The 20,745-nt window shown below is 70.2% G+C and carries 19 protein-coding genes and 5 tRNA genes; 14 read left to right on the top strand and 10 right to left on the bottom strand.

From position 1 onward, the window contains the following. Nucleotides 1-10: 10 nt before the first annotated feature. The 8 genes from OIU81_RS10210 to OIU81_RS10175 form a co-directional block, all read right to left on the bottom strand. Entirely contained in the window at nucleotides 11-589 is a 579-nt protein-coding gene (locus tag OIU81_RS10210; protein ID WP_073760799.1) for a GTP-binding protein, read from the bottom strand. Further along, nucleotides 570-1,181 (bottom strand): DUF742 domain-containing protein, encoded by a 612-nt coding sequence (locus OIU81_RS10205; RefSeq protein ID WP_443073960.1) that lies wholly within the window; start codon nucleotides 1,179-1,181, stop codon nucleotides 570-572. The genes OIU81_RS10210 and OIU81_RS10205 overlap by 20 nt, the downstream gene beginning before the upstream one ends. 84 nt (nucleotides 1,182-1,265) lie before the next feature. Further along, the gene (locus tag OIU81_RS10200; RefSeq protein WP_018087204.1) at nucleotides 1,266-1,679 is read right to left on the bottom strand and encodes a roadblock/LC7 domain-containing protein; all 414 of its coding nucleotides are present in this window, start codon (nucleotides 1,677-1,679) and stop codon (nucleotides 1,266-1,268) included. 10 nt (nucleotides 1,680-1,689) lie between these two features. Beyond that, on the bottom strand, nucleotides 1,690-4,788 hold the full coding sequence (locus OIU81_RS10195) for a nitrate- and nitrite sensing domain-containing protein (protein ID WP_329146039.1): 3,099 nt from the start codon (nucleotides 4,786-4,788) through the stop codon (nucleotides 1,690-1,692). A 403-nt stretch (nucleotides 4,789-5,191) separates the two neighbouring features. Then, entirely contained in the window at nucleotides 5,192-5,785 is a 594-nt protein-coding gene (locus OIU81_RS10190; protein WP_329146037.1) for a GTP-binding protein, read from the bottom strand. Further along, a complete protein-coding gene (locus OIU81_RS10185; protein ID WP_189099879.1) occupies nucleotides 5,766-6,176 on the bottom strand; it encodes a DUF742 domain-containing protein in 411 nt (136 codons plus the stop codon). Before OIU81_RS10185 ends, OIU81_RS10190 begins: the two co-directional genes overlap by 20 nt. Before the next feature lie 103 nt (nucleotides 6,177-6,279). Further along, a complete protein-coding gene (locus OIU81_RS10180) occupies nucleotides 6,280-6,693 on the bottom strand; it encodes a roadblock/LC7 domain-containing protein (protein ID WP_249636908.1) in 414 nt (137 codons plus the stop codon). A 9-nt stretch (nucleotides 6,694-6,702) separates the two neighbouring features. Further along, the gene (locus OIU81_RS10175; protein ID WP_329146035.1) at nucleotides 6,703-10,401 is read right to left on the bottom strand and encodes a nitrate- and nitrite sensing domain-containing protein; all 3,699 of its coding nucleotides are present in this window, start codon (nucleotides 10,399-10,401) and stop codon (nucleotides 6,703-6,705) included. Nucleotides 10,402-11,025: 624 nt separating this feature from the next. Here OIU81_RS10175 and OIU81_RS10170 point away from each other — a divergent pair. The 9 genes from OIU81_RS10170 (at nucleotide 11,026) to OIU81_RS10130 (ending at nucleotide 15,047) form a co-directional block, all read left to right on the top strand. Beyond that, nucleotides 11,026-11,193 (top strand): hypothetical protein, encoded by a 168-nt coding sequence (locus tag OIU81_RS10170; RefSeq protein WP_329146033.1) that lies wholly within the window; start codon nucleotides 11,026-11,028, stop codon nucleotides 11,191-11,193. Between the two features lie 81 nt (nucleotides 11,194-11,274). Next, complete coding sequence (locus OIU81_RS10165) at nucleotides 11,275-12,048, top strand: fumarylacetoacetate hydrolase family protein (protein WP_329146031.1); 774 nt, start codon at nucleotides 11,275-11,277, stop codon at nucleotides 12,046-12,048. Further along, nucleotides 12,041-13,531, top strand: a complete 1,491-nt coding sequence (gene gltX, locus OIU81_RS10160; protein WP_329146029.1) for a glutamate--tRNA ligase — start codon at nucleotides 12,041-12,043, stop codon at nucleotides 13,529-13,531. The genes OIU81_RS10165 and gltX overlap by 8 nt, the downstream gene beginning before the upstream one ends. A gap of 122 nt (nucleotides 13,532-13,653) precedes the next feature. Beyond that, a complete protein-coding gene (locus OIU81_RS10155; RefSeq protein ID WP_329146027.1) occupies nucleotides 13,654-14,439 on the top strand; it encodes an HAD family hydrolase in 786 nt (261 codons plus the stop codon). Nucleotides 14,440-14,527: 88 nt separating this feature from the next. Next, nucleotides 14,528-14,599 (top strand) — tRNA-Gln (locus OIU81_RS10150). Nucleotides 14,600-14,638: 39 nt separating this feature from the next. Further along, nucleotides 14,639-14,711 (top strand) — tRNA-Glu (locus tag OIU81_RS10145). 62 nt (nucleotides 14,712-14,773) lie between these two features. Continuing rightward, a tRNA-Glu gene (locus OIU81_RS10140) sits at nucleotides 14,774-14,846 on the top strand. Between the two features lie 16 nt (nucleotides 14,847-14,862). Next, nucleotides 14,863-14,934: transfer RNA gene (locus OIU81_RS10135), tRNA-Gln, on the top strand. Nucleotides 14,935-14,974: 40 nt separating this feature from the next. After that, a tRNA-Glu gene (locus OIU81_RS10130) sits at nucleotides 14,975-15,047 on the top strand. Nucleotides 15,048-15,516: 469 nt separating this feature from the next. Here the strand turns inward: OIU81_RS10130 and ndgR are convergent. After that, a complete protein-coding gene (ndgR, locus tag OIU81_RS10125) occupies nucleotides 15,517-16,233 on the bottom strand; it encodes an IclR family transcriptional regulator NdgR (RefSeq protein ID WP_189099891.1) in 717 nt (238 codons plus the stop codon). Between the two features lie 174 nt (nucleotides 16,234-16,407). Between ndgR and leuC the strand changes: the two genes are divergently transcribed. The 5 genes from leuC to OIU81_RS10100 all read left to right on the top strand — a co-directional run bounded on the left by leuC (nucleotide 16,408) and on the right by OIU81_RS10100 (nucleotide 19,902). Then, nucleotides 16,408-17,850, top strand: coding sequence for a 3-isopropylmalate dehydratase large subunit (gene leuC / locus OIU81_RS10120; RefSeq protein WP_329146023.1), 1,443 nt, complete (start codon nucleotides 16,408-16,410; stop codon nucleotides 17,848-17,850). A 3-nt stretch (nucleotides 17,851-17,853) separates the two neighbouring features. Further along, the gene (gene leuD / locus OIU81_RS10115) at nucleotides 17,854-18,447 is read left to right on the top strand and encodes a 3-isopropylmalate dehydratase small subunit (RefSeq protein WP_329146020.1); all 594 of its coding nucleotides are present in this window, start codon (nucleotides 17,854-17,856) and stop codon (nucleotides 18,445-18,447) included. Nucleotides 18,448-18,582: 135 nt separating this feature from the next. Then, a complete protein-coding gene (locus OIU81_RS10110; protein WP_329146018.1) occupies nucleotides 18,583-18,828 on the top strand; it encodes a hypothetical protein in 246 nt (81 codons plus the stop codon). A 125-nt stretch (nucleotides 18,829-18,953) separates the two neighbouring features. Beyond that, nucleotides 18,954-19,610, top strand: coding sequence for an HU family DNA-binding protein (locus tag OIU81_RS10105; protein ID WP_329146016.1), 657 nt, complete (start codon nucleotides 18,954-18,956; stop codon nucleotides 19,608-19,610). A gap of 88 nt (nucleotides 19,611-19,698) precedes the next feature. Next, nucleotides 19,699-19,902 carry a hypothetical protein gene (locus tag OIU81_RS10100; protein ID WP_329146014.1) on the top strand — a complete coding sequence of 68 codons (204 nt, stop codon included), beginning with the start codon at nucleotides 19,699-19,701 and terminating at the stop codon, nucleotides 19,900-19,902. Here OIU81_RS10100 and cofC read toward each other — a convergent pair. Then, the gene (gene cofC / locus OIU81_RS10095) at nucleotides 19,883-20,626 is read right to left on the bottom strand and encodes a 2-phospho-L-lactate guanylyltransferase (RefSeq protein ID WP_329146012.1); all 744 of its coding nucleotides are present in this window, start codon (nucleotides 20,624-20,626) and stop codon (nucleotides 19,883-19,885) included. The two genes, OIU81_RS10100 and cofC, sit on opposite strands and share 20 nt — an antisense overlap. Nucleotides 20,627-20,745 lie beyond the last annotated feature (119 nt).

Raw genomic sequence — 20,745 nt, 5'->3', positions numbered from 1 at the left:
CGGCTGCCGGCTAGCGCAGGCGGGCCATCAGCGCGTGCTCCACGAGCGTGATGAGGGCGCTCTTGGCCTCGCTGCGATGCCGCGCGTCGGTGATGATGATCGGCGCGTCCGGGCCGATCTGGAGCGCCTCACGCACCTCGTCGGGCGTGTACGGCTGGTGGCCGTCGAAGCCGTTGAGGGCGATGACGAACGGCAGTCCGCTGTTCTCGAAGTAGTCGACCGCGGGGAAGCAGTCGGCCAGCCGCCGGGTGTCGACCAGCACCACGGCGCCGATCGCGCCGCGGACCAGGTCGTCCCACATGAACCAGAAACGGTCCTGGCCCGGCGTACCGAAGAGATAGAGGATCAGGTCCTGGTCCAGGGTGATCCGGCCGAAGTCCATCGCCACGGTCGTGGTCGTCTTGTCCGGCGCGTGCGTGAGGTCGTCGATGCCCGCCGAGGCGGAGGTCATCACGGCTTCGGTGCGCAGCGGGTTGATCTCTGAGACGGCCCCGACGAACGTGGTCTTGCCCACGCCGAAGCCGCCCGCCACCACGATTTTCGCGGAGGTGGTGGAGCGGGCTGCACCGCTAGAGCTTGCGAAGTCCACTGAGCACCCTTTCGAGCAGTGTCACATCTGGCTGTCCGCCGGCGGTCTCGTCCCCGCCGGGCTGATGAATGGCGACGAGTCCGGCCTCCGCCAGGTCGGCGACAAGGATCCGGGCGACGCCGAGGGGGATGGAGAGTAGCGCGGAGATCTCGGCAACGGACTTGATCTCGCGGCAGAGGTGGCAGATGCGTTGGTGCTCCGGCAGCTGGCCCTGCAACCTGGAGGGGTCGGCGGTCGTGCTGACCAGCGCCTCGATGGCGAGCTGGTAGCGCGGCCGGGTCCGGCCTCCGGTCATGGCGTACGGGCGCACGAGCGGGTTGTTCGCGCCGGTGGAGGCGGGCTCGGGAGCCCGCCGCTGCGGCTGCACCGGCTGGATGCGCGGTGCCTGCGGCTGGTCGTACACCGACGGCTGGTACGGCTGGGTGTCGTACGGCCGGGGCTGCTGCTGGGATCGCTGCGGCTGCTGCGGTTGGGGCCGCTGCGGCCGCTGGGTCGGCGCAGACGGGAAGTTGAAGCGGTTGTGATGGGTCTCGCCCACAGGCCCGGACTCCTGTCCGGAACCATACGGGTATCCGCTCGGGGGCGTTGCCACGTCTCCTCCTCCAACTTGCCTGTCTGACGCCGGTCGCGCCACCGAACCATAAGGCGCGGTGGCGGGAAACGCACTGCCTGTTTGTTAGTTGAGAAGGCTGCCCTGCAGTTCTGCGCGCAGGTCGGGCGTCAGGACCGTGCCCGCGCGGTCGACCAGCAGGGCCATTTCGTAGCCGACCAGGCCGATGTCGCACTCGGGGTGTGCGAGCACGGCCAGTGACGATCCGTCGGAGACGGACATGATGAAGAGGAAACCGCGCTCCATCTCCACCACGGTCTGGTTGACGCTCCCGCCCTCGAAGATGCGGGACGCGCCGGAGGTCAGCGAGGTGAGGCCGGAGGCCACCGCCGCCAACTGATCGGCTCTGTCACGAGGGAAGCCCTCGGACATGGCGAGGAGGAGACCGTCCGCGGAGACCACGACCGTGTGGGACACCCCGGGGGTGTTGTCCACGAAGTTGGTGATCAACCAGTTCAGATTCTGCGCCGCCTGGCTCATCGGGCTCACACTAACGCTCCTGATCGTAGGTGCTGCCGGGGCCGTAGCCCTGTTGGTCATTCTGGGGGACCCCGGAGGGGTCCGTGCCGACGTTGCGTCCCTGCTGGACACCGCGGCGCAGGTTACTCAGCCTGCCGCGGACGTCCTCCGGGGCGCGGGAGACCTGGGGGCCGCCCTGAGGGGTCTGCTCCGCGGCACCTTCGACCAGGTTGGCCTTGGGCACCCGCCGGGGGAGGCCGGAGGAGGTGACTCCGCCCGCCTTCGGCTCGCGCAGCCGCTCCGCCCGCTCCCAGCGCTCGTCGTTGGAGCTGCGCCAGTCCCTGCCGTCCTGGCCGGTCTCCGGCGCGCTGCCCTGCTGCTGCACCTGCGGTGGCTGCTGGTCGCGGCCTCCGCGGCGCGGAAGGCCGGCGTCCGTCAGCGGGTGGGCGTCGCTCGGTGTGGGGCCCGGACGCTCGAATGGTACGCGCTCAGGGGCGTCAGCGGGAGCGGCAGTTGCATTCCGGTCAGATTCCGCTTCGGTCCCGAAGTAGCCCTCGAATGCAGGGCGTTCGCTCCACTCGCCCGGCTGGGCCGGCTCGTGGGAGACGTATGGCTGCTGGCCGGTGGTCTCCGCGAAGCCGGGCTCGGCGAACGCCTGGTGGCCGGGGGCCCGGTCGTCGTAGAGCGGTTGATCGGCTTCCGCATATGCCTGGCCGGGGTAGCTCTGTGCCTGGCCGGGGAAGTCCTGGTAGTTCTCGGCGGACGGCACCTCGTCACGGAAGAGCGGACGGTCACCGCCGACCGGCTGCTCATCGAAGCTCTGGGCCTCCAGCGCGGCCCGGCGCTCCTCGCGGAGCAGCGAGCGGCCCACCATGTCCAGGTCCCCGGAGTCCGGGCGGCCGTAGCGGCTGTCGTCGAAGCCCAGCTCGGCGGCGGTGTGCTGCCGGCCCTCGTACGTGTCCTGCTGGTGCTCGGGCACGATCCGGGAGACCGTGAAGTCGTCGTCGAACCGCTCCTCGCCGCCACCACCGTGGGTGATCGCCTCGGGCAGCATGACCAGGGACGTGGTGCCCGCCTGCTCGCCGGAGGGGCGCAGCTGCACCCGGATCCCGTGCCGGTCGGCCAGCCGGCCGACCACGAACAGGCCCATGCGCTGGGAGATCGCGGCATCCACGCTCGGCGGGTTGGCCAGCTTGTGGTTGATGTCCGCGAAGTCCTCGGGGGTGAGCCCGATGCCCTTGTCGTGGATCTCGATCATCACGCGGCCGTCGGGCAGCCGGGTCGCGGCCACCCGCACCTTGGTCTGCGGGGAGGAGAACGTGGTGGCGTTCTCCAGCAGCTCGGACAGCAGGTGCACGAGGTCGGTCACGGCGGTGCCGTGGATCTCGCTCTCGGGGACGCCGGTGAGGTCTATTCGCTCGTAGGACTCGACCTCACTGATCGCCGCCCGCAGGACGTCCACCAGCGGCACCGGCTGGTTCCAGCGGCGGCCGGGCTCCTCGCCCGCGAGGATGAGGAGGTTCTCGCCGTTGCGCCGCATGCGGGTGGCGAGGTGGTCGAGCCGGAAGAGGCTCTCCAGCTGGTCCGGGTCCGCCTCGTTGTTCTCGAGGTCGGTGATCAGCTCCAGCTGGCGCTCGATCAGGCCCTGGTTGCGGCTGGAGAGGTTGGTGAAGATCGCGTTGACGTTGCCCCGCAGCAGGGCCTGCTCGGCGGCGAGCCGGACGGCCTCGCGGTGGACCTGGTCGAAGGCCCGGGCGACCTCGCCGATCTCGTCGGTGGTGGCGATCGGGATGGGCGTCACACGGGTGTCGACCCGGCCCGGGTCCGTCCGGGAGAGCTGGTCGACCAGCATCGGCAGCCGCTGCTCGGCGATGCCGAAGGCGGCGGTGCGCAGCTGGCGCATGTTGCGGCTCATCCGGCGGGCCATCAGCCCCGCCACGACGAAGGCGATGATCAGCGCGGCCAGCACGATGCCGGAGTCGACGAAGGTCGACTGGCGGGCGTCGTCGGAGATCTGCGCCGCCTCGTTCACGGCCTTGTCCGACAGGTCCTTCTCGATGGACCGGTACATGCTGAACTTGACGGTCGCCGCGGCGAAGTAGCTGTCGGAGGTGATGCCGCGGGTGCTCAGTGACTCCGGCGCCGCGCCGGTGGCGATCAGCGTCGACATCTGGTCGATCGTCGGCGGGGTGCGGAACGGCCGGCCGGCGGCCTGGGCCTGCGCCTTCGCCTGGGCGATCTTGTGCTGCGTGGTCTGCTTGAGCGCCGCGGCGTCCTTGTTCAGCCGGGCGACGTCTTCGGGCGTGCCGCCGGAGGTGAACTCGCCGATGGCGATGCCCTCCAGGTAGCGGTACGACGCGAAGGCGGTCAGCTGGAGCTTGTGCTCCTTGCCGCCCTGCGGGGTGGCCGGGTCGACCAGGAGGTGGGTGCCGATGGACCGTTCCAGCGACTCGGCGGCCTTGGCCAGCGCGATGGCATAGACGGTACGGCCGTAGGAGGTGATGTTGCCGGTGCCCAGGCCGAGTTCGTTGGCGAACTCCATCAGCGGGTGCTGGACCTCGACATAGCCCTCTTCGGTCTGCACACCGTGCAGCTTGGAGGTGTACGCGACCTGGCGCAGCTTCTGGAGCTTGGGCTCGACCTTCTCGAAGGAGGTGAGCCGGCGCTTGAGGCCGGGCTTGTCCGGCATGGCCTTGGCGGCCTCGTGGAACTTGGCGGCGGCGGCGTCGGTGGCGTCCCGCGCCTGCTGCACGGCCGGGTCGTCCTTCTTGCCCTTCAACAGCGGCGCCGCGGTGCGGTCCCGCTCGTCGTTCATGGCGGTGCTGTAGGAAAGCGCGGCACGTACGAGCTTCGCGGTGTTCTCCGCGTCCTGTGCTTCCTGCCAGGTGGCGAACGAACTGTTCACCCGCAGGCCACCGAATACCAGGGCGAGCAGCACCGGGATCAGCAGAATGGCGTTCAGACGGGTTGCCACGCGCCAGTTGCGCGGGGAGTACTTCCCACCACTGACCGGAGGCTTCGCGACCGTATTTTCGGGCGCGTCGGAAGCCGGTACGCCACCTCTGGGTGGCGGGGTGAAGTTGCCCCGCCGCGGTTCCTGCGGCTCGGGGCTCTCCTTGCTTCGCCTCACTCGACCAACAACCTCTCGGCGTCGGCACTGATGTGCTGTGCCGTTTCTTCTGGGCGTTCCTACTCCGGAGTTTCAGCGAATTTCAGCACGTCAGGGCGGTGCGTTCCAAACACTGGGCAAAGGCGGAGCGGGCACGGAAGTGCCTTAGATAAAAGGGGCGTTAAGGGCGAGCCGCGCCAAAATGCGAGAAGAATGTGAGCGCAGCGAAGCCGGGCATGCGCGCGGGGTGTCGAAACCCCTGTGATTCACTGTCGAAACGTTATGAAGCAAAATTGTCGGCGTGTCGAAGGACACAGATCGACAAGGGGATGCCGGGAACCCGCCCGGGGCAGGGCGGCTCGCCCCGGGCCGTGACAACTGCCGTACGGCCCGCGCCGGATGCCGGGCGGGCCGTCCCGGCGAGCTAGCGCAGGCGGGCCATCAGCGCGTGCTCCACGAGCGTGATGAGGGCGCTCTTGGCCTCGCTGCGGGTCCGGGCGTCGGTGGTGATGATCGGGGTCCCGGGACCGATCTGCAGCGCCTCACGCACCTCGTCGGGCGTGTACGGCTGGTACCCCTCGAAGCCGTTGAGGGCGACGACGAACGGCAGTCCGCTGTTCTCGAAGTAGTCGACCGCGGGGAAGCAGTCGGCCAGCCGCCGGGTGTCGACCAGCACGACCGCGCCGATCGCGCCGCGCACCAGGTCGTCCCACATGAACCAGAAACGGTCCTGGCCCGGCGTACCGAACAGGTACAGGATCAGGTCCTGGTCCAGGGTGATCCGGCCGAAGTCCATCGCCACGGTCGTGGTCGTCTTGTCCGGCGCGTGCGTGAGGTCGTCGATGCCCGCCGAGGCGGAGGTCATCACGGCTTCGGTGCGCAGCGGGTTGATCTCCGAGACGGCCCCGACGAACGTGGTCTTGCCCACGCCGAAGCCGCCCGCCACCACGATCTTGGCGGACGTCGTGGCGCGGGCCGCACCCCCGTCCGATGCGCCGTCAGAGCTTGCGAAGTCCACTGAGCACCCTCTCGAGCAAGGTCACGTCCGGTGTTCCGCCGGCCTCGCCGCTGCCACCGGGCTGGTGGATCGCCACCATCCCGGCCTCCGCCAGGTCCGCGACCAGGATCCGCGCCACACCCAGCGGGATGTGCAGCAGCGCGGAGACCTCGGCGACCGACTTCACCTCGCGGCACAGATGACAGATCCGCTGGTGCTCGGGCAGCAGCCCGGGCAGCTGGGCGGGGTCGGCGGTCGTGCTGACCAGCGCCTCGATGGCGAGCTGGTAGCGCGGCCGGGTCCGGCCTCCGGTCATGGCGTACGGGCGCACCAGCGGCTGGTCACCTTCGTCCCCGTACGGCGCTTGGCTGTATGCGCCGTACGGGCCGGAAGTGGCAGGTGGCGGGGTCATGGGTCCTCCGGACGGGACAGTGGGACTGTCGTCGGGTTTGGCCGGTGGGGGGTGGCGGCACGGATGGGTGGGGTGGTGCTGGACGGTCGGCGCTGCGGGCGCCTCAGTGCAGCAGGCTGCCCTGGAGTTCGGCGCGCAGGTCGGGCGTCAGCACCGTTCCCGCGCGGTCGACCAGCAGGGCCATCTCATAGCCGACCAGGCCGATGTCGCACTCGGGGTGTGCGAGCACGGCCAGTGACGATCCGTCGGAGACGGACATGATGAAGAGGAAACCGCGCTCCATCTCCACCACGGTCTGGTTGACGCTCCCGCCCTCGAAGATGCGGGACGCGCCGGCCGTCAGCGAGGTCAGGCCGGAGGCCACCGCCGCCAGTTGGTCGGCACGGTCGCGGGGGAAGCCTTCGGACATGGCGAGGAGGAGACCGTCCGCGGAGACCACCACCGTGTGCGACACCCCGGGGGTGTTGTCCACGAAGTTGGTGATCAACCAGTTCAGATTCTGCGCCGCCTGGCTCATCGGACTCAACTAACGCTCCTGCTGGTGAGTGGGATCGACAATGCCGTGGGTGCCGGTGGACGACGTCCCGGCCTGCCGGCCTTGCTGGATACCCCGGCGCAGATTCGTCAGCCGCCCGCGGACTTCGCTGGGCGACCGCGAGACCTGCGGCCCGTTCTGGTCGGCCTGTTGCTGTGCGGTGCCCGCGACGAGGTTCGCGCGCGGGACCCGGCGGGGCAGCCCGGAGGTGGTGATACCGCCCGCGGCGGGCTGACGGATCTGCTCCGCCTGCCGCCACGTCTCGTCGTTCGGCGAACTGCGCCACTGCGAGGCGTCGGACGGTGCCGGGGTACGCTCCGCACCGCCCACCGGGCCCTGCGAACCGCCCCGTGCGGCGCCGTCCTGCGCGGCCCCCCGCCGCGGCAGTGCGTCGGCCTCGGGCTCGGTGCCCTGGGGCGGCACACCGGCAGCGGCGGCGGCCGGGTGGTTGAACCAGTTGGACTCGATGGTGTCGAAGATCGGCGTACGGCCGTCGCCGGGACCGGCGTCCGCCCCACCGAGCACGTCGGCGGACTGCGCACCGGCGTCCGGCGGCTGCTGCACCGGGAACTGCCCGGTGCTCTGCGGCTCGTCGGTGTACGCGGCACGGTCGGCGTCCGGACGACGGTACTGGCCGGTGTCGTACGCGCCGCTGTCGCTGCCGGGGCGCGGGTACTGCCCGGTGTCGCCGTCGGGACGCGGGTACTGCCCCGTGTCGCTGTCGGGACGCCGGTACTCGCCCGTCTCGTACGGACCGGTCTCGAACTGACCCGTCTCGAACTGACCGGTCTCCTGGCGGCCCGTCTCGCGGTCCGGCCGGGGGAACTGCCCCGTGTCGCCACGTCCGTTGCCCGCACCCTGGCCGGCCGGACGCGCACCCTGCGGGTCGCGCCCGCCGCGGGAGCCGTCCGCCGCGGGCGGCGGCGCGTTGAAGTCGGGACGGGCGAAGGCTGCAGTGTCACCGGGCCCACCGGCGGGCGCGGGCCGCTCGAAGCTGCCGGTGCTCTCCGGCTCCTCGTGGCCGCGCGGCCGCTCCTGGGCCTCGCCGGGCGTCAGCGGCCAGTCGTCGGACCCGCCGCGCTCACGGCGCGCACCCCAGCTCGTACCGCCCTGCTGCTGACCGCCTTGCTGCTGGCCGCCCTTGCCGCCCGCGGACGGGCCACCGGGCAGTTCGGCCGCGGCACCGCGCGCCGGCAGCTGCGGACGCTCCTCGCGGCGCGGGGCGCCGGTGGGCGGGGCCACGGTGGACGCCGGGCCGCTCTCCTGGCCGCGGGTGGGCAGCGAGGGGCGCGCGGCACCGGGGCGGCCGGCCGGGCGGGCGTCGCCCGGTACCGGGGCGCCCGGAGACGTCGCGCCGGGAGGCGCCGTACGGCCGGACGGCGCCGGGGCACCGAAGGCGTTCGGCGCACCGCCGCCGGGACCGCCGCGGCCGGGCAGCGCGGGGCGCCCGCCGGCCGAGGGACCCGAACCGACCTGACCGCGCGGCTGGAGCCCCGCGAGCCGGCTGGAGCCTCCGCCGCCGAGGTCGCCGGCACCGCCCTTGGCGTTGCTCGGGGCCGGCTTCTTGCCGCCCTGGGCGACATCGACCGGCAGCATGACCAGCGCGGTGGTGCCGCCGGAGTCGGAGGGCCGCAGCTGGATACGGATGCCGTGCCGCAGCGACAGGCGGCCGACCACGAACAGACCCATCCGCCGGGAGACCGAGACGTCCACGGTCGGCGGGGCGGCGAGCCGCTCGTTGATCGCCGAGAGGTCCTCGGGCGACAGGCCGATACCGGTGTCGTGGATCTCGACCAGGACGCGCCCGTCGGGCAGCGCGTGGCCGGTGACCTTGACCTTGGTCTGGGGGGAGGAGAACGAGGTGGCGTTCTCCAGCAGCTCGGCGAGCAGGTGCACGAGGTCGTTGACGACCCGGCCCGCGACCTCGGTCTGCGGGACGGCGTTGAGCTCGATCCGCTCGTACTGCTCCACCTCGGAGGCGGCGGCACGCAGGACGTCGACCAGCGGCACCGGCCGCGTCCACCGGCGGCCCGGCTCCTCACCGGCGAGGACCAGGAGGTTCTCACCGTTACGGCGCATACGGGTGGCGAGGTGGTCGAGCTTGAAGAGCGAGGACAGCTGGTCCGGGTCGGCCTCGCGGGACTCCAGTTCGGAGATCAGCGAGAGCTGACGCTGGATCAGGCCCTGCGAACGGCGCGAGAGGTTGGTGAACATCGCGTTGACGTTGCCCCGCAGCAGCGCCTGCTCGGAGGCGAGGCGGACCGCCTCGTGGTGCACGTCGTCGAAGGCCGCGGCCACCCGGCCGATCTCGTCCCGGCTGTGCACACCGACCGACTGGACGGAGGTGTCCACGTCCTGCGGGTCGGACTCGGACAGCTGCTTGACCAGCTCGGGCAGCCGTTCCTGGGCGACCTTCTGCGCGGTGTCCTGCAGCCGGCGCAGCGAGCGGACCATGGAGCGCGCCACGACGAACGCGCCGACCAGCGAGACGCCGAGGACGAGCAGGATCAGCGCACCGCTGATGATCGCGGACTGGGTGGCCTCGTTGCGCAGCCCGCGGGCCTTCTGCTCCATCTCGGACAGCAGCGTGGTCTCGATACGCGACATCTCGTCGATCTTGACGGTGTCGGAGTCGTACCAGTCGAGGTACCTGATGTCCTGGCTGCGGATGCCGGAGCCGCTGGCGAAGGCGCGGTGCGCGAAGGCGACCGCGGCCTTGATCTCGTCGTTGTTGCCGTCCAGGCCGCGGGTGAGCGCGCCGGCGTTGTTGCTGTAGATCTGCGAGAAGCGGTCCCGGGCGGCCTTCTCGCTGTCCTCCGCGTTACGGCCGGCCAGCCGGTCGTTGGAGGACAGCTGCGGGCCGCCGTCGTGGGCGAGGCCGGCGCTGACCAGCGCGCGCTGGATCGACGCGTACTCCTTGGCCGACGAGAACGCCGCCAGCGCACGGGTACTGCGGATCATCTCGGGGTTGCTGGTGGCCTGCGCCATGTCCTGGGAGAGCGACAGCAGCGAGTTGATCAGCTGGTTGTAGCTGGTGACGGTCCGCGCGGTGTTGTTGTCGTCCTTGTAGGCGTTGGCGCGGATCTCGTTGAGGGTGTTGAGCTGCCGGCCGATCTCCAGGACGGTCGCCCGGACACCGGCCATCGTGGCGTCCTGGCCCTGGATGTCGCCGGTGGCCTGGTTGAACTTCAGCTTGGCGCGGTCGGTCTCCTGGCGGGGCGCGATGACGTTCGCGTCGTCCTTGGTGTTGCCGCTGCCGGCCAGCGGACCGGCCGACTTGTCCCGCTCCACCTGCAGTGCGTCGGCGAGCTCGGTGGCCTGCCGGGTCATCTCGGTGAGCAGCTGCATCTTGTCGAGCTGGTCGATGTTGTCCAGCGACGTGGCGATGCGCATGCCGCCCAGCGTGGTCGCGGCGACCACGGGAAGCGCGAGCAGGGAGACCAGACGGGTGCTGATGCGCCAGTTGCGCAGCGCTATTCGCGAACCGGGCCCACCGGACCCCTTGGACGCCTTGGGCGTCCCGCCGTCCGCGGCGTCTTCGCCCGGCGCCTGGCCGCGCCCGTCGGTGGGCACGGTGCCCCCGGCGGAAGCAGTGTTCTGGGCGCGCTGGGGCGAGGAGCCGCGATCGGTCCCGCCGCGGAGCTCCGGGTCCGCCGCAGCGCTGCCATCCCTCTTGAAACGTCCCTGCACTAGCGTCGCAACCTCTGGACCAGGCGTCCCGCCTCGGCGGGACGGTGTCGAGTCGTATGGGGGACCGCTGAGTCCCCCATGGCGGTCGTGAGTGACCGGCGGGCTGCCCTCTCTGGCCGAGAGAGCGGCACCACCGCGCGGCGCTACGTTGCGCCCTGCGCGCCGGCTGAAACGTGCGGCGGTCCGTGGAATTCCAGCACAGTGCAGGATCTCCAACAAGAGCGGAGCCATGCACTGTGACTTGGGTGACGCAATGTACGGAGCGCGTCACGACTTGTAGAAGTTTCGGCCGTCGATAACGGACTTTTATCCGCGAGTCGGCCGTCCCCGTCCGCTGTCCCAGGTGGGGTGATCGGGCGCGGAACGTGCGCTTCAATCCGCCATTGTCCGATTCGCCCAAGGTTGTTGATCAAGGGGAATGTGGCATTTGTCGCACAGTTCGTGAGCAAACTCACAGGAAGATCGTTGAGTTCTCGCGCACGGTGCCGGGAATAGCGTGCATAGCCTGACGCTTTACACAGGTGCCTGAAGCGACAAGGCAGCTGTGAGTACGACAGGTTTCCCGAGTTCCCCGAGATTTCCCGATCTCTTGACGACGCGAGGCATACAGCAGTGAAGACGACGATGTTCCGCAACATAGCCAACCCGCGGCGCACCACCCTGGTCCACCTCGAGGACGCCGGCGAGCTCGGCACCGAGGCGGCGGAGCACAGCGTCGAACTGCCGGCCCGGACCGCCAACCCCCGCCGGACGATCCTGATGGACGCACCCGCTCAGGACGTGTCGGCGTAAGCGGCGGCGGAGCGGCGGCGGCCCCGCGATAGCCTGGAGTGTCAACTCCGGCCAGTGATCAATGAGGGGCAGCGGCAACCCGTGCGCATCGCCAGATTCTCCATCGACGGCAACGTCGGATTCGGCGTCGTCGAAGGCGACGAACTCGACGTCATCAAGGGACACCCCTTCGCCGAATTCGAGCGCTCGGGCCAAAAGGTCCCCCTCGACAAGGTCCGGCTGCTGCCGCCCGTCCTGCCCAACAAGGTCGTGGCCATCGGCCGCAACTACGCCGAGCACGCCGCCGAGCTGGGCAACGCCGTCCCGGACGTCCCGGTCACCTTCTTCAAGCCGTCCACCTCGGTGATCGGCCCCGGCGACCCCATCGGGTACCCCTCCTTCTCCCAGGAGGTGCACCACGAGGCGGAGCTCGCCGTCGTCATCGGCCGGATGTGCCGCGAGGTGCCCCGCGAGCGCGCCAAGGACGTCATCCTCGGCTACACCTGCGCCAACGACATCACCGCGCGTGATGTCCAGCAGCGCGAGAAGCAGTGGGCCCGGGCCAAGGGCTTCGACGGCTCCTGCCCGCTCGGCCCCTGGGTCGAGACCGGGCTGGACCCCGCGGACATCGCCGCCGGCCTCGCTGTCCAGTGCACGGTCAACGGCGAACAGCGCCAGCTCGGCCGCACCAGCGACATGGTCCGCCCGGTCGAGGACCTCATCGTCCACATCACCGAGGCGATGACCCTGCTCCCTGGCGACGTCATCCTCACGGGCACCCCGGCCGGGGTCGGCCCCCTCAACGTCGGCGACGAGGTCGCCGTCACCATCGAAGGCATCGGCACTCTCACCAACAAGGTGATCAAGCGTGGCTAACGCGACCCCCGGCACCCCCGTCCGCGTACGGTTCTGTCCCTCCCCGACCGGTAACCCCCATGTCGGCCTGATCCGTACCGCCCTGTTCAACTGGGCCTACGCACGGCACCACAAGGGCACCCTGGTCTTCCGGATCGAGGACACCGACGCGGCCCGCGACTCCGAGGAGTCCTACCACCAGCTGCTGGACTCGTTCCACTGGCTCGGCTTCGACTGGGACGAGGGCCCCGAGGTCGGCGGCCCGCACGCGCCCTACCGCCAGTCCCAGCGCATGGACCGCTACAAGGACATCGCCGGCAAGCTGCTCGCCGCCGGTCACGCGTACCACTGCTACTGCACCACCGAAGAGCTGGACACCCGCCGCGAGGCCGCCCGCGCGGCCGGCCGCCCCTCCGGCTACGACGGCACGTGCCGCACGCTGACCGACGCGCAGAAGGCTGCGTACGAGGCGGAGGGCCGCAGCTCCATCGTCCGCTTCCGGATGCCCGACGAGCCGATCACCTTCCACGACCTGGTGCGCGGCGAGCTGACCTTCACCCCGGAGAACGTTCCGGACTACGGCATCGTGCGCGCCAACGGCGCCCCGCTGTACACCCTGGTCAACCCCGTCGACGACGCGCTGATGGAGATCACGCACGTCCTGCGCGGCGAGGACCTGCTCTCCTCGACCCCTCGCCAGATCGCCCTCTACAAGGCGCTGATCGAGCTGGGCGTGGCCAAGGAGATCCCGGCCTTCGGCCACCTCCCGTACGTCATGGGCGAGGGCAACAAGAAGCTCTCCAAGCGCGACCCGCAGGCGAACCTCAACCTCTACCGCGAGCGCGGCTTCCTCCCCGAGGGCCTGCTCAACTACCTCGCCCTGCTCGGCTGGTCCTTCTCCGCCGACCAGGACCTCTTCTCGGTGTCCGAGCTGATCGAGAAGTTCGAGATCGAGGACGTCAACGCCAACCCGGCCCGCTTCGACCTGAAGAAGGCCGAGGCGATCAACGCCGACCACATCCGGCGGCTGGACGTGCAGGACTTCATCAAGGCCTGTGAGCCCTGGCTGAAGGCCCCGCACGCCAACTGGGCCCCCGAGGACTTCGACGAGGCCGCCTGGCAGGCCCTCGCCCCGCACGCCCAGACCCGCCTCACCGTCCTCTCCGAGATCACCGCCAATGTCGACTTCCTGTTCCTCAAGGAGCCGGTCGAGGACGAGGCGTCCTGGACGAAGGCGATGAAGGGCGACCCGGTCGCGCTGCTCACCACGGCCCGCGCCAAGCTCGACGCCGCCGACTGGACCTCCGGTCCCGAGCCCCTCAAGGAGGCCGTCCTGGCCGCCGGCGAGGAGCACGGTCTCAAGCTCGGCAAGGCCCAGGCTCCCGTCCGGGTGGCGGTCACCGGCCGCACGGTCGGCCTGCCCCTGTTCGAGTCCCTGGAGATCCTCGGCAAGGAGCGCACGCTCCAGCGGATCGACGCGGCACTGGCCAAGCTCGCCGGCTGACCCCGTACCGCCGCCCGGGCCCGGAAGCCACCACGGCTTCCGGGCCCGCGGTCCGGCCGGATCCGGTCCGCCGGGCCGACGCCCCGGGCACAATGGCGGCACCGGCACCAGGAAGGCTGATCATGTCCGCGCATGCCGACCGCCCGCTCGCCCCGGCACCGGAGCACACCCCGCCCCGGGACACCCCGCTGCGCGCCGTCCTCTGGGACGTCGACGACACCCTCTTCGACTACACCGGCTCGGACCGCGCCGGCGTGCTGCGGCACCTGCGGGCCGAAGGACTCCTGGCGGCGTACGGCGGCGAGGAGACGGCACTCACGCGCTGGCGCCACGCCATGGAGACCGAGTTCGCCCGCTTCCTCACCGGTGAACTCGGGTTTCTCGATCACCGCCGGGCACGGGCCCGGACGTTTCTGGGCAGGCCCCTGTCCGACGCCGACGCGGACGCCTGGTTCGGCCGGTACATCGCCCACTACGAAGCCTGCTGGACGCTCTTCCCGGACTCGCTGCCCGCACTGGAGGCGCTGACACCGCTGGTACGGCAGGCGGTGCTGTCCAACTCCGCCACCGCGAATCAGGAGCGCAAGCTGGCCGCCCTGGGGATCCGGGAACGCTTCGAGGTGGTGCTCTGCGCCGATGAACTGGGGCACGCCAAGCCCGCCGCCGAGGCGTTCGGCAGGGCCTGTCAGGCGCTCGGCCTAACGCCCGCCGAGGTCGTCTACGTCGGCGACAAGCTCGACATCGACGCACTCGGCGCCCGGGACGCGGGCCTGGCCGCCGTATGGCTGGACCGGACAGGCGGTGGGGAGGAGCCGCCGGAGGGGGTGCGACGGATCGCGGGTCTGGCGGAGCTCCCCGAGTTGTTGCGCGGAGTTACCGGTTTTGGTGCGCCGTCCACGATCAGGTAATGTTCTTCCTGCGCCGCCCGAGAGGGCCGAAAGGCCGGGCCGGGAAGCGCAGATCAAATCAAGCCCCCTACGGGGGGTTACGTTTTGATGGCCTATGGTGTAATTGGCAGCACGACGGTTTCTGGTTCCGTTAGTCTAGGTTCGAGTCCTGGTAGGCCAGCTCGCAGAGCTCATCTGCACCGCAGAGTCTCTCTGCAAAGCCCCCGTTGTGTAGCGGCCTAGCACGCCGCCCTCTCAAGGCGGTAGCGCCGGTTCGAATCCGGTCGGGGGTACAGATCCTTCCCAGGGGGACAGTCCGGGTCGCACCCACTGTCGTTCATGCAGGATCGCTAGGGCCCCCGTTGTGTAGCGGCCTAGCACGCCGCCCTCTCAAGGCGGTAGCGCCGGTTCGAATCCGGTCGGGGGTACTGGTCTAAACCACCATGGGCTATGGTGTAATTGGCAGCACGACGGTTTCTGGTTCCGTTAGTCTAGGTTCGAGTCCTGGTAGCCCAGCGCAGTGTGTCCTCGGACAAGCTCAACTACAGGAAAACTTGCCCCCGTTGTGTAGCGGCCTAGCACGCCGCCCTCTCAAGGCGGTAGCGCCGGTTCGAATCCGGTCGGGGGTACAGAGGGAAGAGCCCCCCGCTTCATGCGGGGGGCTTTTTCGTGTCAACTGCCGCTTCCGGGGCGCCGGTTGGACGCCTCTGCCGTCGCCTCCGCTCTCGTCGGTCGGCGCAGCCACCGCTGCCTCCCACCAGCTCGGCCGGGGTGCCGAACTCCTCGGCCAGATCCCGGTCCAGGGAGGCGAGTTGTGCCGCCGCGGCAGTTCGGTGGCGGTGCGCCGGGCGACGGCCGGCGCGGGGGAGTTCTCCGTCGGCGGTGCCTGGGCCGCGGTGCCCCGGGAGTAGCAGGCGCTCGTGCAGCAGCACTTGATCGTCGCGGTGGACACACCGCCGCGCTCACGCAGTTCCGCCCGTCGCCTACCCCTTGCGCCCTTCGGCGGGCGCGCCAGGGGAGCCGCGGACCGCCTGGCGTACTGAGCGGGCCGGGCGGCCCCGTCCCGCTCAGTACGCGGGACGGGGCTCGGGGGCCGTCTCAGCCGCTGCGGCGCAGGCCCTCGGAGAGCCGGGCCGCCGCGTCGATGACCGCCTGGGCGTGCATCCGCCCGGGATGGCGGGTCAGCCGCTCGATCGGGCCGGAGACCGAGACGGAGGCCACCACGCGGTTGGAGGGGCCGCGTACGGGCGCGGAGACCGAGGCCACGCCCGGCTCCCGCTCGCCGATCGACTGGGCCCAGCCGCGGCGCCGTACGCCGGACAGGGCGGTGGCCGTGAAGCGTGCGCCCTGCAGACCGCGGTGCAGCCGCTCGGGCTCCTCCCAGGCCATCAGGATCTGGGCGGCCGAGCCGGCCTTCATGGGGAGCGTGGAGCCGACCGGGACGGTGTCCCGCAGTCCGGACAGCCGTTCCGCCGCCGCCACGCAGATCCGCATGTCGCCCTGCCGGCGATAGAGCTGCGCGCTCTCGCCGGTCACATCGCGCAGATGCGTGAGCACCGGTCCCGCCGTGGCCAGCAGGCGGTCCTCGCCGGCCGCCGCGGCCAGCTCGGAGAGCCGTGGGCCCAGGATGAACCGGCCCTGCATGTCCCTCGCCACCATCCGGTGGTGTTCCAGTGCCACGGCCAGACGGTGGGCCGTGGGCCGTGCGAGCCCTGTCGCCGCGACCAGCCCGGCGAGGGTGGCCGGACCGGACTCCAGGGCACTCAAAACCAGAGCTGCCTTGTCGAGAACGCCGACGCCGCTAGAGTTGTCCATGCAACGATATTCGCGTCTCACACTGTGAAACGCAAGTTCAATTTTCCGGGGAAGTCGTCAATCTGTAGGTGTGGCCCTCTACCAGGGCCCGGCGTACGGCCCGGTACGGGGATTTCTGCGGGCGTCGCGCACGGACGAGTAAGGCCGGCACTGTGGCCGGCCGGAGGGAAAGCGATGGGACGGACACTCGCGGAGAAGGTCTGGGACGATCATGTCGTCCGGCGCGCGGAAGGCGAGCCCGACCTTCTCTTCATCGATCTCCACCTGCTGCACGAGGTCACCAGCCCGCAGGCGTTCGACGGCCTCCGCAAGGCCGGCCGCCAGGTGCGCCGTACGGACCTGACCATCGCCACCGAGGATCACAACACCCCGACCCTCGACATCGACAAGCCGATCGCCGACCCGGTCTCGCGCACCCAGCTGGAGACGCTGCGCAAGAACTGCGCCGAGTTCGGGGTCCGGCTGCACCCGCTGGGCGATGTCGAGCAGGGCGTTGTCCACGTCGTGGGACCGCAGTTGGGACTGACCCAGCCCGGCACCACCGTGGTCTGCGGTGACAGTCACACCTCCACCCATGGTGCCTTCGGCGCCCTGGCGTTCGGCATCGGCACCAGCCAGGTCGAGCACGTGCTGGCCACCCAGACGCTGCCGCTGGCCCCGTTCAAGACCATGGCGATCACCGTCGACGGCGAGCTGCCCGAGGACGTGACGGCCAAGGACCTGATCCTGGCCATCATCGCCCGGATCGGCACCGGCGGCGGCCAGGGCTACGTCCTGGAATACCGCGGCCAGGCCATCGAGCAGCTGTCGATGGAAGCCCGGATGACCATCTGCAACATGTCGATCGAGGCGGGCGCGCGGGCCGGCATGATCGCCCCCGACGCGACCACCTTCGACTACCTCCAGGGGCGCGACCACGCCCCCGAGGGCGAGGACTGGGACGCCGCGGTCGCCTACTGGAAGACGCTGCGCACCGACGACGACGCGGTCTTCGACGCCGAGGTCTACATCGACGCCTCCGAACTGGCCCCGTTCGTCACCTGGGGCACCAACCCGGGCCAGGGCGCGCCGCTTTCGGCCGACGTCCCCGACCCGGCTTCGTACGAGGACGCCTCGGAGCGGTACGCCGCCGAAAAGGCCCTGGAATACATGGGGTTGACGGCCGGCCAGCCGCTGCGCGACATCAAGGTGGACACCGTCTTCGTAGGCTCGTGCACCAACGGCCGGATCGAGGACCTGCGCTCCGCGGCCGGGATCCTCGAGGGCCGCCGGGTCGCCGACGACGTACGGATGCTCGTCGTCCCCGGCTCGGTCCGCGTCTCCCTGGAGGCGGTCGCCGAGGGGCTGGACAAGGTCTTCACCGCGGCCGGCGCCGAATGGCGGCACGCGGGCTGCTCGATGTGCCTGGGCATGAACCCCGACCAGCTGGCGCCCGGCGAGCGCTCCGCGTCCACCTCGAACCGCAACTTCGAGGGCCGGCAGGGCAAGGGTGGCCGCACCCACCTGGTCTCGCCGCAGGTCGCCGCCGCAACGGCGGTTCTCGGCCATCTGGCCTCACCGGCCGACCTGTCCTCGGCGGCCGGCCAGTCCGACGTCGCCACGCCCGCGGGAGTCTGAACCATGGAAGCCTTCACCACCCACACCGGCCGGGCCGTCCCGCTGCGCCGCAGCAATGTCGACACCGACCAGATCATCCCTGCTCACTGGCTCAAGAAGGTCACCCGCGACGGTTTCGAGGACGGGCTGTTCGAGGCCTGGCGCAAGGACCCGGAGTTCGTCCTCAACCAGGAGCGATACAAGGGCGCCACGGTGCTGGTCGCCGGCCCCGACTTCGGTACCGGCTCCTCACGTGAGCACGCCGTCTGGGCGCTGCAGAACTACGGTTTCAAGGCCGTGATCTCCTCGCGGTTCGCGGACATCTTCCGCGGCAACTCCCTCAAGAACGGGCTGCTGACGGTGGTCCTGCCGCAGGAGACCGTCGACCGCCTCCAGCAGCTGCTGGAGGCCGACCCGACCGCCGAGGTGACGGTCGACCTGGTCGGCAGGCAGGTCCGGGCCGAGGGCATCAGCGCCGGATTCGAGCTGGACGAGAATGCGCGTTGGCGCCTCCTGGAGGGGCTGGACGACATCAGCCTCACCCTTCGGGAGGAGTCGTCCATCGTGGAGTACGAGGCGAACAGGCCGACGTTCAAACCGCGTACCCTCGAGGTCTGACCTCGGGTTTTTGGCTCAAAGCGTTATTGCGTACGATGCGCCCCCTGTGCAGTTGGCAGGGGGCGCATCGCCGTGTCGGGGCCGTTGTTGAGGCCCCGTGAAGCGACAACTCGCCGCAGATGGCACAATTAGCGCATGGAACGCGACGAGCAACTCGAGCTCTACGGAGTTGTCGCCGACCGGCTCAAGGTCGCACACGCAAGAGTGCGGACACTGCAAGTCCCGGAGGGCGTACGGATGGCGCTGACCCGGAAGCTGCTCGTCATCACGGCCGCGGCTAAACACGATCTTGCGGACGCGGCAAGGCGTCTGGAGTGGTTCATGGATGACCTCGACGAAGGTCGTTATCCCGAAGATGTGCACGCCGACGGAAGTCCGTGAAGGTCGACTTCGTTGCGGCACAAGGGTGATTAGCCCGTTTCGTGTTTGATTTGCGGTATATATCTGCCTAACGTGCGAAAAAGCTTGGAAACTTTCCTTCCAGCAATGTCTCCGAAGGGGAAGACGTGAACAAGGCGCAGCTCGTAGAAGCCATTGCCGACAAGCTCGGCGGCCGTCAGAACGCCGCGGACGCGGTGGACGCCGTACTGGACGCAATCGTCCGTTCCGTTGTCTCCGGCGACCGTGTTTCGGTCACCGGATTCGGTTCGTTCGAGAAGGTCGACCGCCCGGCCCGCTACGCCCGCAACCCGCAGACGGGTGAGCGGGTGCGGGTCAAGAAGACCTCGGTGCCGCGATTCCGGGCCGGACAGGGCTTCAAGGACCTGGTGAGCGGCTCGAAGAAGCTCCCCAAGGGTGGCGAGGTCTCCGTCAAGAAGGCTCCCAAGGGCAGCCTGACCGGCGGCACGGCCATCAAGAAGGCCGCGGCGAAGAAGGCCACCGCCAAGAAGGCCGCCGCCAAGAAGACGGCCACGGCGAAGAAGGCCGTGGCGAAGAAGGCCACGGCGGTGAAGAAGGCCACCGCGAAGAAGACCACGGCCAAGAAGGCGACGGCGAAGAAGACCGCCGCCAAGAAGGCCACCACGGCCAAGAAGACCACCGCCAAGAAGGCGACGGCGAAGAAGACCGCCCCCGCCAAGAAGGCGACGGCGAAGAAGGCCCCGGCGAAGAAGGCCACGGCGCGCAAGACCACCGCCAAGAAGACCACCGCCCGCAAGCGGTAATTCAGCATCGGCGATGCACGCGCCGGGCCGGTCTCCCTTCGGGGAGCCCGGCCCGCGGTGCGTTCCGGGGCCGTCTAGGCTCTCTCCCATGCAGGCCACCGCGTACACGTACGACTCCGAGACCCGCTCCGGCAGTGTGCTGCTGGACGACGGCACCCCGTTGCCCTTCGACGCGGCGGCCTTCGACGCCGGCGGCCTGTTGCTGCTGCGCCCCGGTCAGCGGGTCCGTATCGACCTCACCGGCGACGGCGACGACCGGCACATCGTGCTGATCACCCTCCAGACGCTCTGACCTGCGACGGCCGCAGCCGCCCGGGCTCCCCGGCCGGGCCGTCCCCGGCCGCCCCGCCGGCGAGACGGGGGGCCTGCAGGGCCGTGTGCGGGCCCACGCCCAGCGCCAGCGCGGCCCGCAGATCCTCGGCGGTGTCCACGTCCCGGCGGACCGAGGGCGCCCGGTGCGCGGTGAGCTCCCGCGCTCCCGATGCCAGGTGACGGGCCCGCGAGGCACCCCCGAATGCCGGTTCCAATTCCGCGCCGGAAGTCGCGGTCAGAAGTGTTGTCCCGATATCCGCCGCATCCGCGAGAAATGCGCGGGGAAATTGCGAAGCGGAATGGAGCACCAGTTCCAGTTCGGCGGGGCGCAGCGCCGGCAGATCGGCGTTCAGCGCGGCGAGGGCCGCTCCCGGGCGGCGCGCCCGGACCGCGCCCGCGCCGTGGGCCAGTGCCGCGTTGAGCCCCCGGGCCGGTGTGTCGGGAACGACGCGCGCGCCCAGCCCCGCCAGCCGCTCGCCGGCCAGCGGGTCGTCCGTGACAACCACCACATCCCGGACGTTCGCGCAGGCCAGCGCCGCTGTCACGGTGTCGAGGGCGAAGGCGAGGGCCAGCCGGGGGCGGAATTCCTCACCGGCGGCCCCGGCGAGCCTGCTCTTGGCTCGCACCAGCGGTTTCAGCGGCACCACCAGGCTCCAGGCCGTCTCTGCTTCGCCCTCTGCTCCGTCGCTTCGCATCGGCGCCATTCTCCCCTGCTGCCGCCGCTCTCCGGCAGCGTCGGGGTTACGGTGTCCTCGACAGAGCGGGTACCTGGGGCGACACTTGTGCGGCTGCCGGCCCGCAGCAGCTTCACAGGTCCCCACAA

It is taken from the genome of Streptomyces sp. NBC_01454, assembly GCF_036227565.1.
In the GTDB taxonomy this organism is placed as follows: domain Bacteria; phylum Actinomycetota; class Actinomycetes; order Streptomycetales; family Streptomycetaceae; genus Streptomyces.
Note: the sequence above shows the minus strand (reverse complement) of the source record. Positions and strands in the feature narration are given on the sequence as shown.

Bases quoted from the DNA above. Each gene is read 5' to 3' on its own strand.
- OIU81_RS10200 (WP_018087204.1), bottom strand. From the start codon at position 1,679: ATGAGCCAGGCGGCGCAGAATCTGAACTGGTTGATCACCAACTTCGTG.
- OIU81_RS10185 (WP_189099879.1), bottom strand. From the start codon at position 6,176: ATGACCCCGCCACCTGCCACTTCCGGCCCGTACGGCGCATACAGCCAA.
- OIU81_RS10180 (WP_249636908.1), bottom strand. From the start codon at position 6,693: ATGAGCCAGGCGGCGCAGAATCTGAACTGGTTGATCACCAACTTCGTG.
- OIU81_RS10170 (WP_329146033.1), top strand. From the start codon at position 11,026: ATGTTCCGCAACATAGCCAACCCGCGGCGCACCACCCTGGTCCACCTC.
- OIU81_RS10155 (WP_329146027.1), top strand. From the start codon at position 13,654: ATGTCCGCGCATGCCGACCGCCCGCTCGCCCCGGCACCGGAGCACACC.
- ndgR (WP_189099891.1), bottom strand. From the start codon at position 16,233: ATGGACAACTCTAGCGGCGTCGGCGTTCTCGACAAGGCAGCTCTGGTT.
- leuC (WP_329146023.1), top strand. From the start codon at position 16,408: ATGGGACGGACACTCGCGGAGAAGGTCTGGGACGATCATGTCGTCCGG.
- leuD (WP_329146020.1), top strand. From the start codon at position 17,854: ATGGAAGCCTTCACCACCCACACCGGCCGGGCCGTCCCGCTGCGCCGC.
- OIU81_RS10110 (WP_329146018.1), top strand. From the start codon at position 18,583: ATGGAACGCGACGAGCAACTCGAGCTCTACGGAGTTGTCGCCGACCGG.
- OIU81_RS10100 (WP_329146014.1), top strand. From the start codon at position 19,699: ATGCAGGCCACCGCGTACACGTACGACTCCGAGACCCGCTCCGGCAGT.
- cofC (WP_329146012.1), bottom strand. From the start codon at position 20,626: ATGGCGCCGATGCGAAGCGACGGAGCAGAGGGCGAAGCAGAGACGGCC.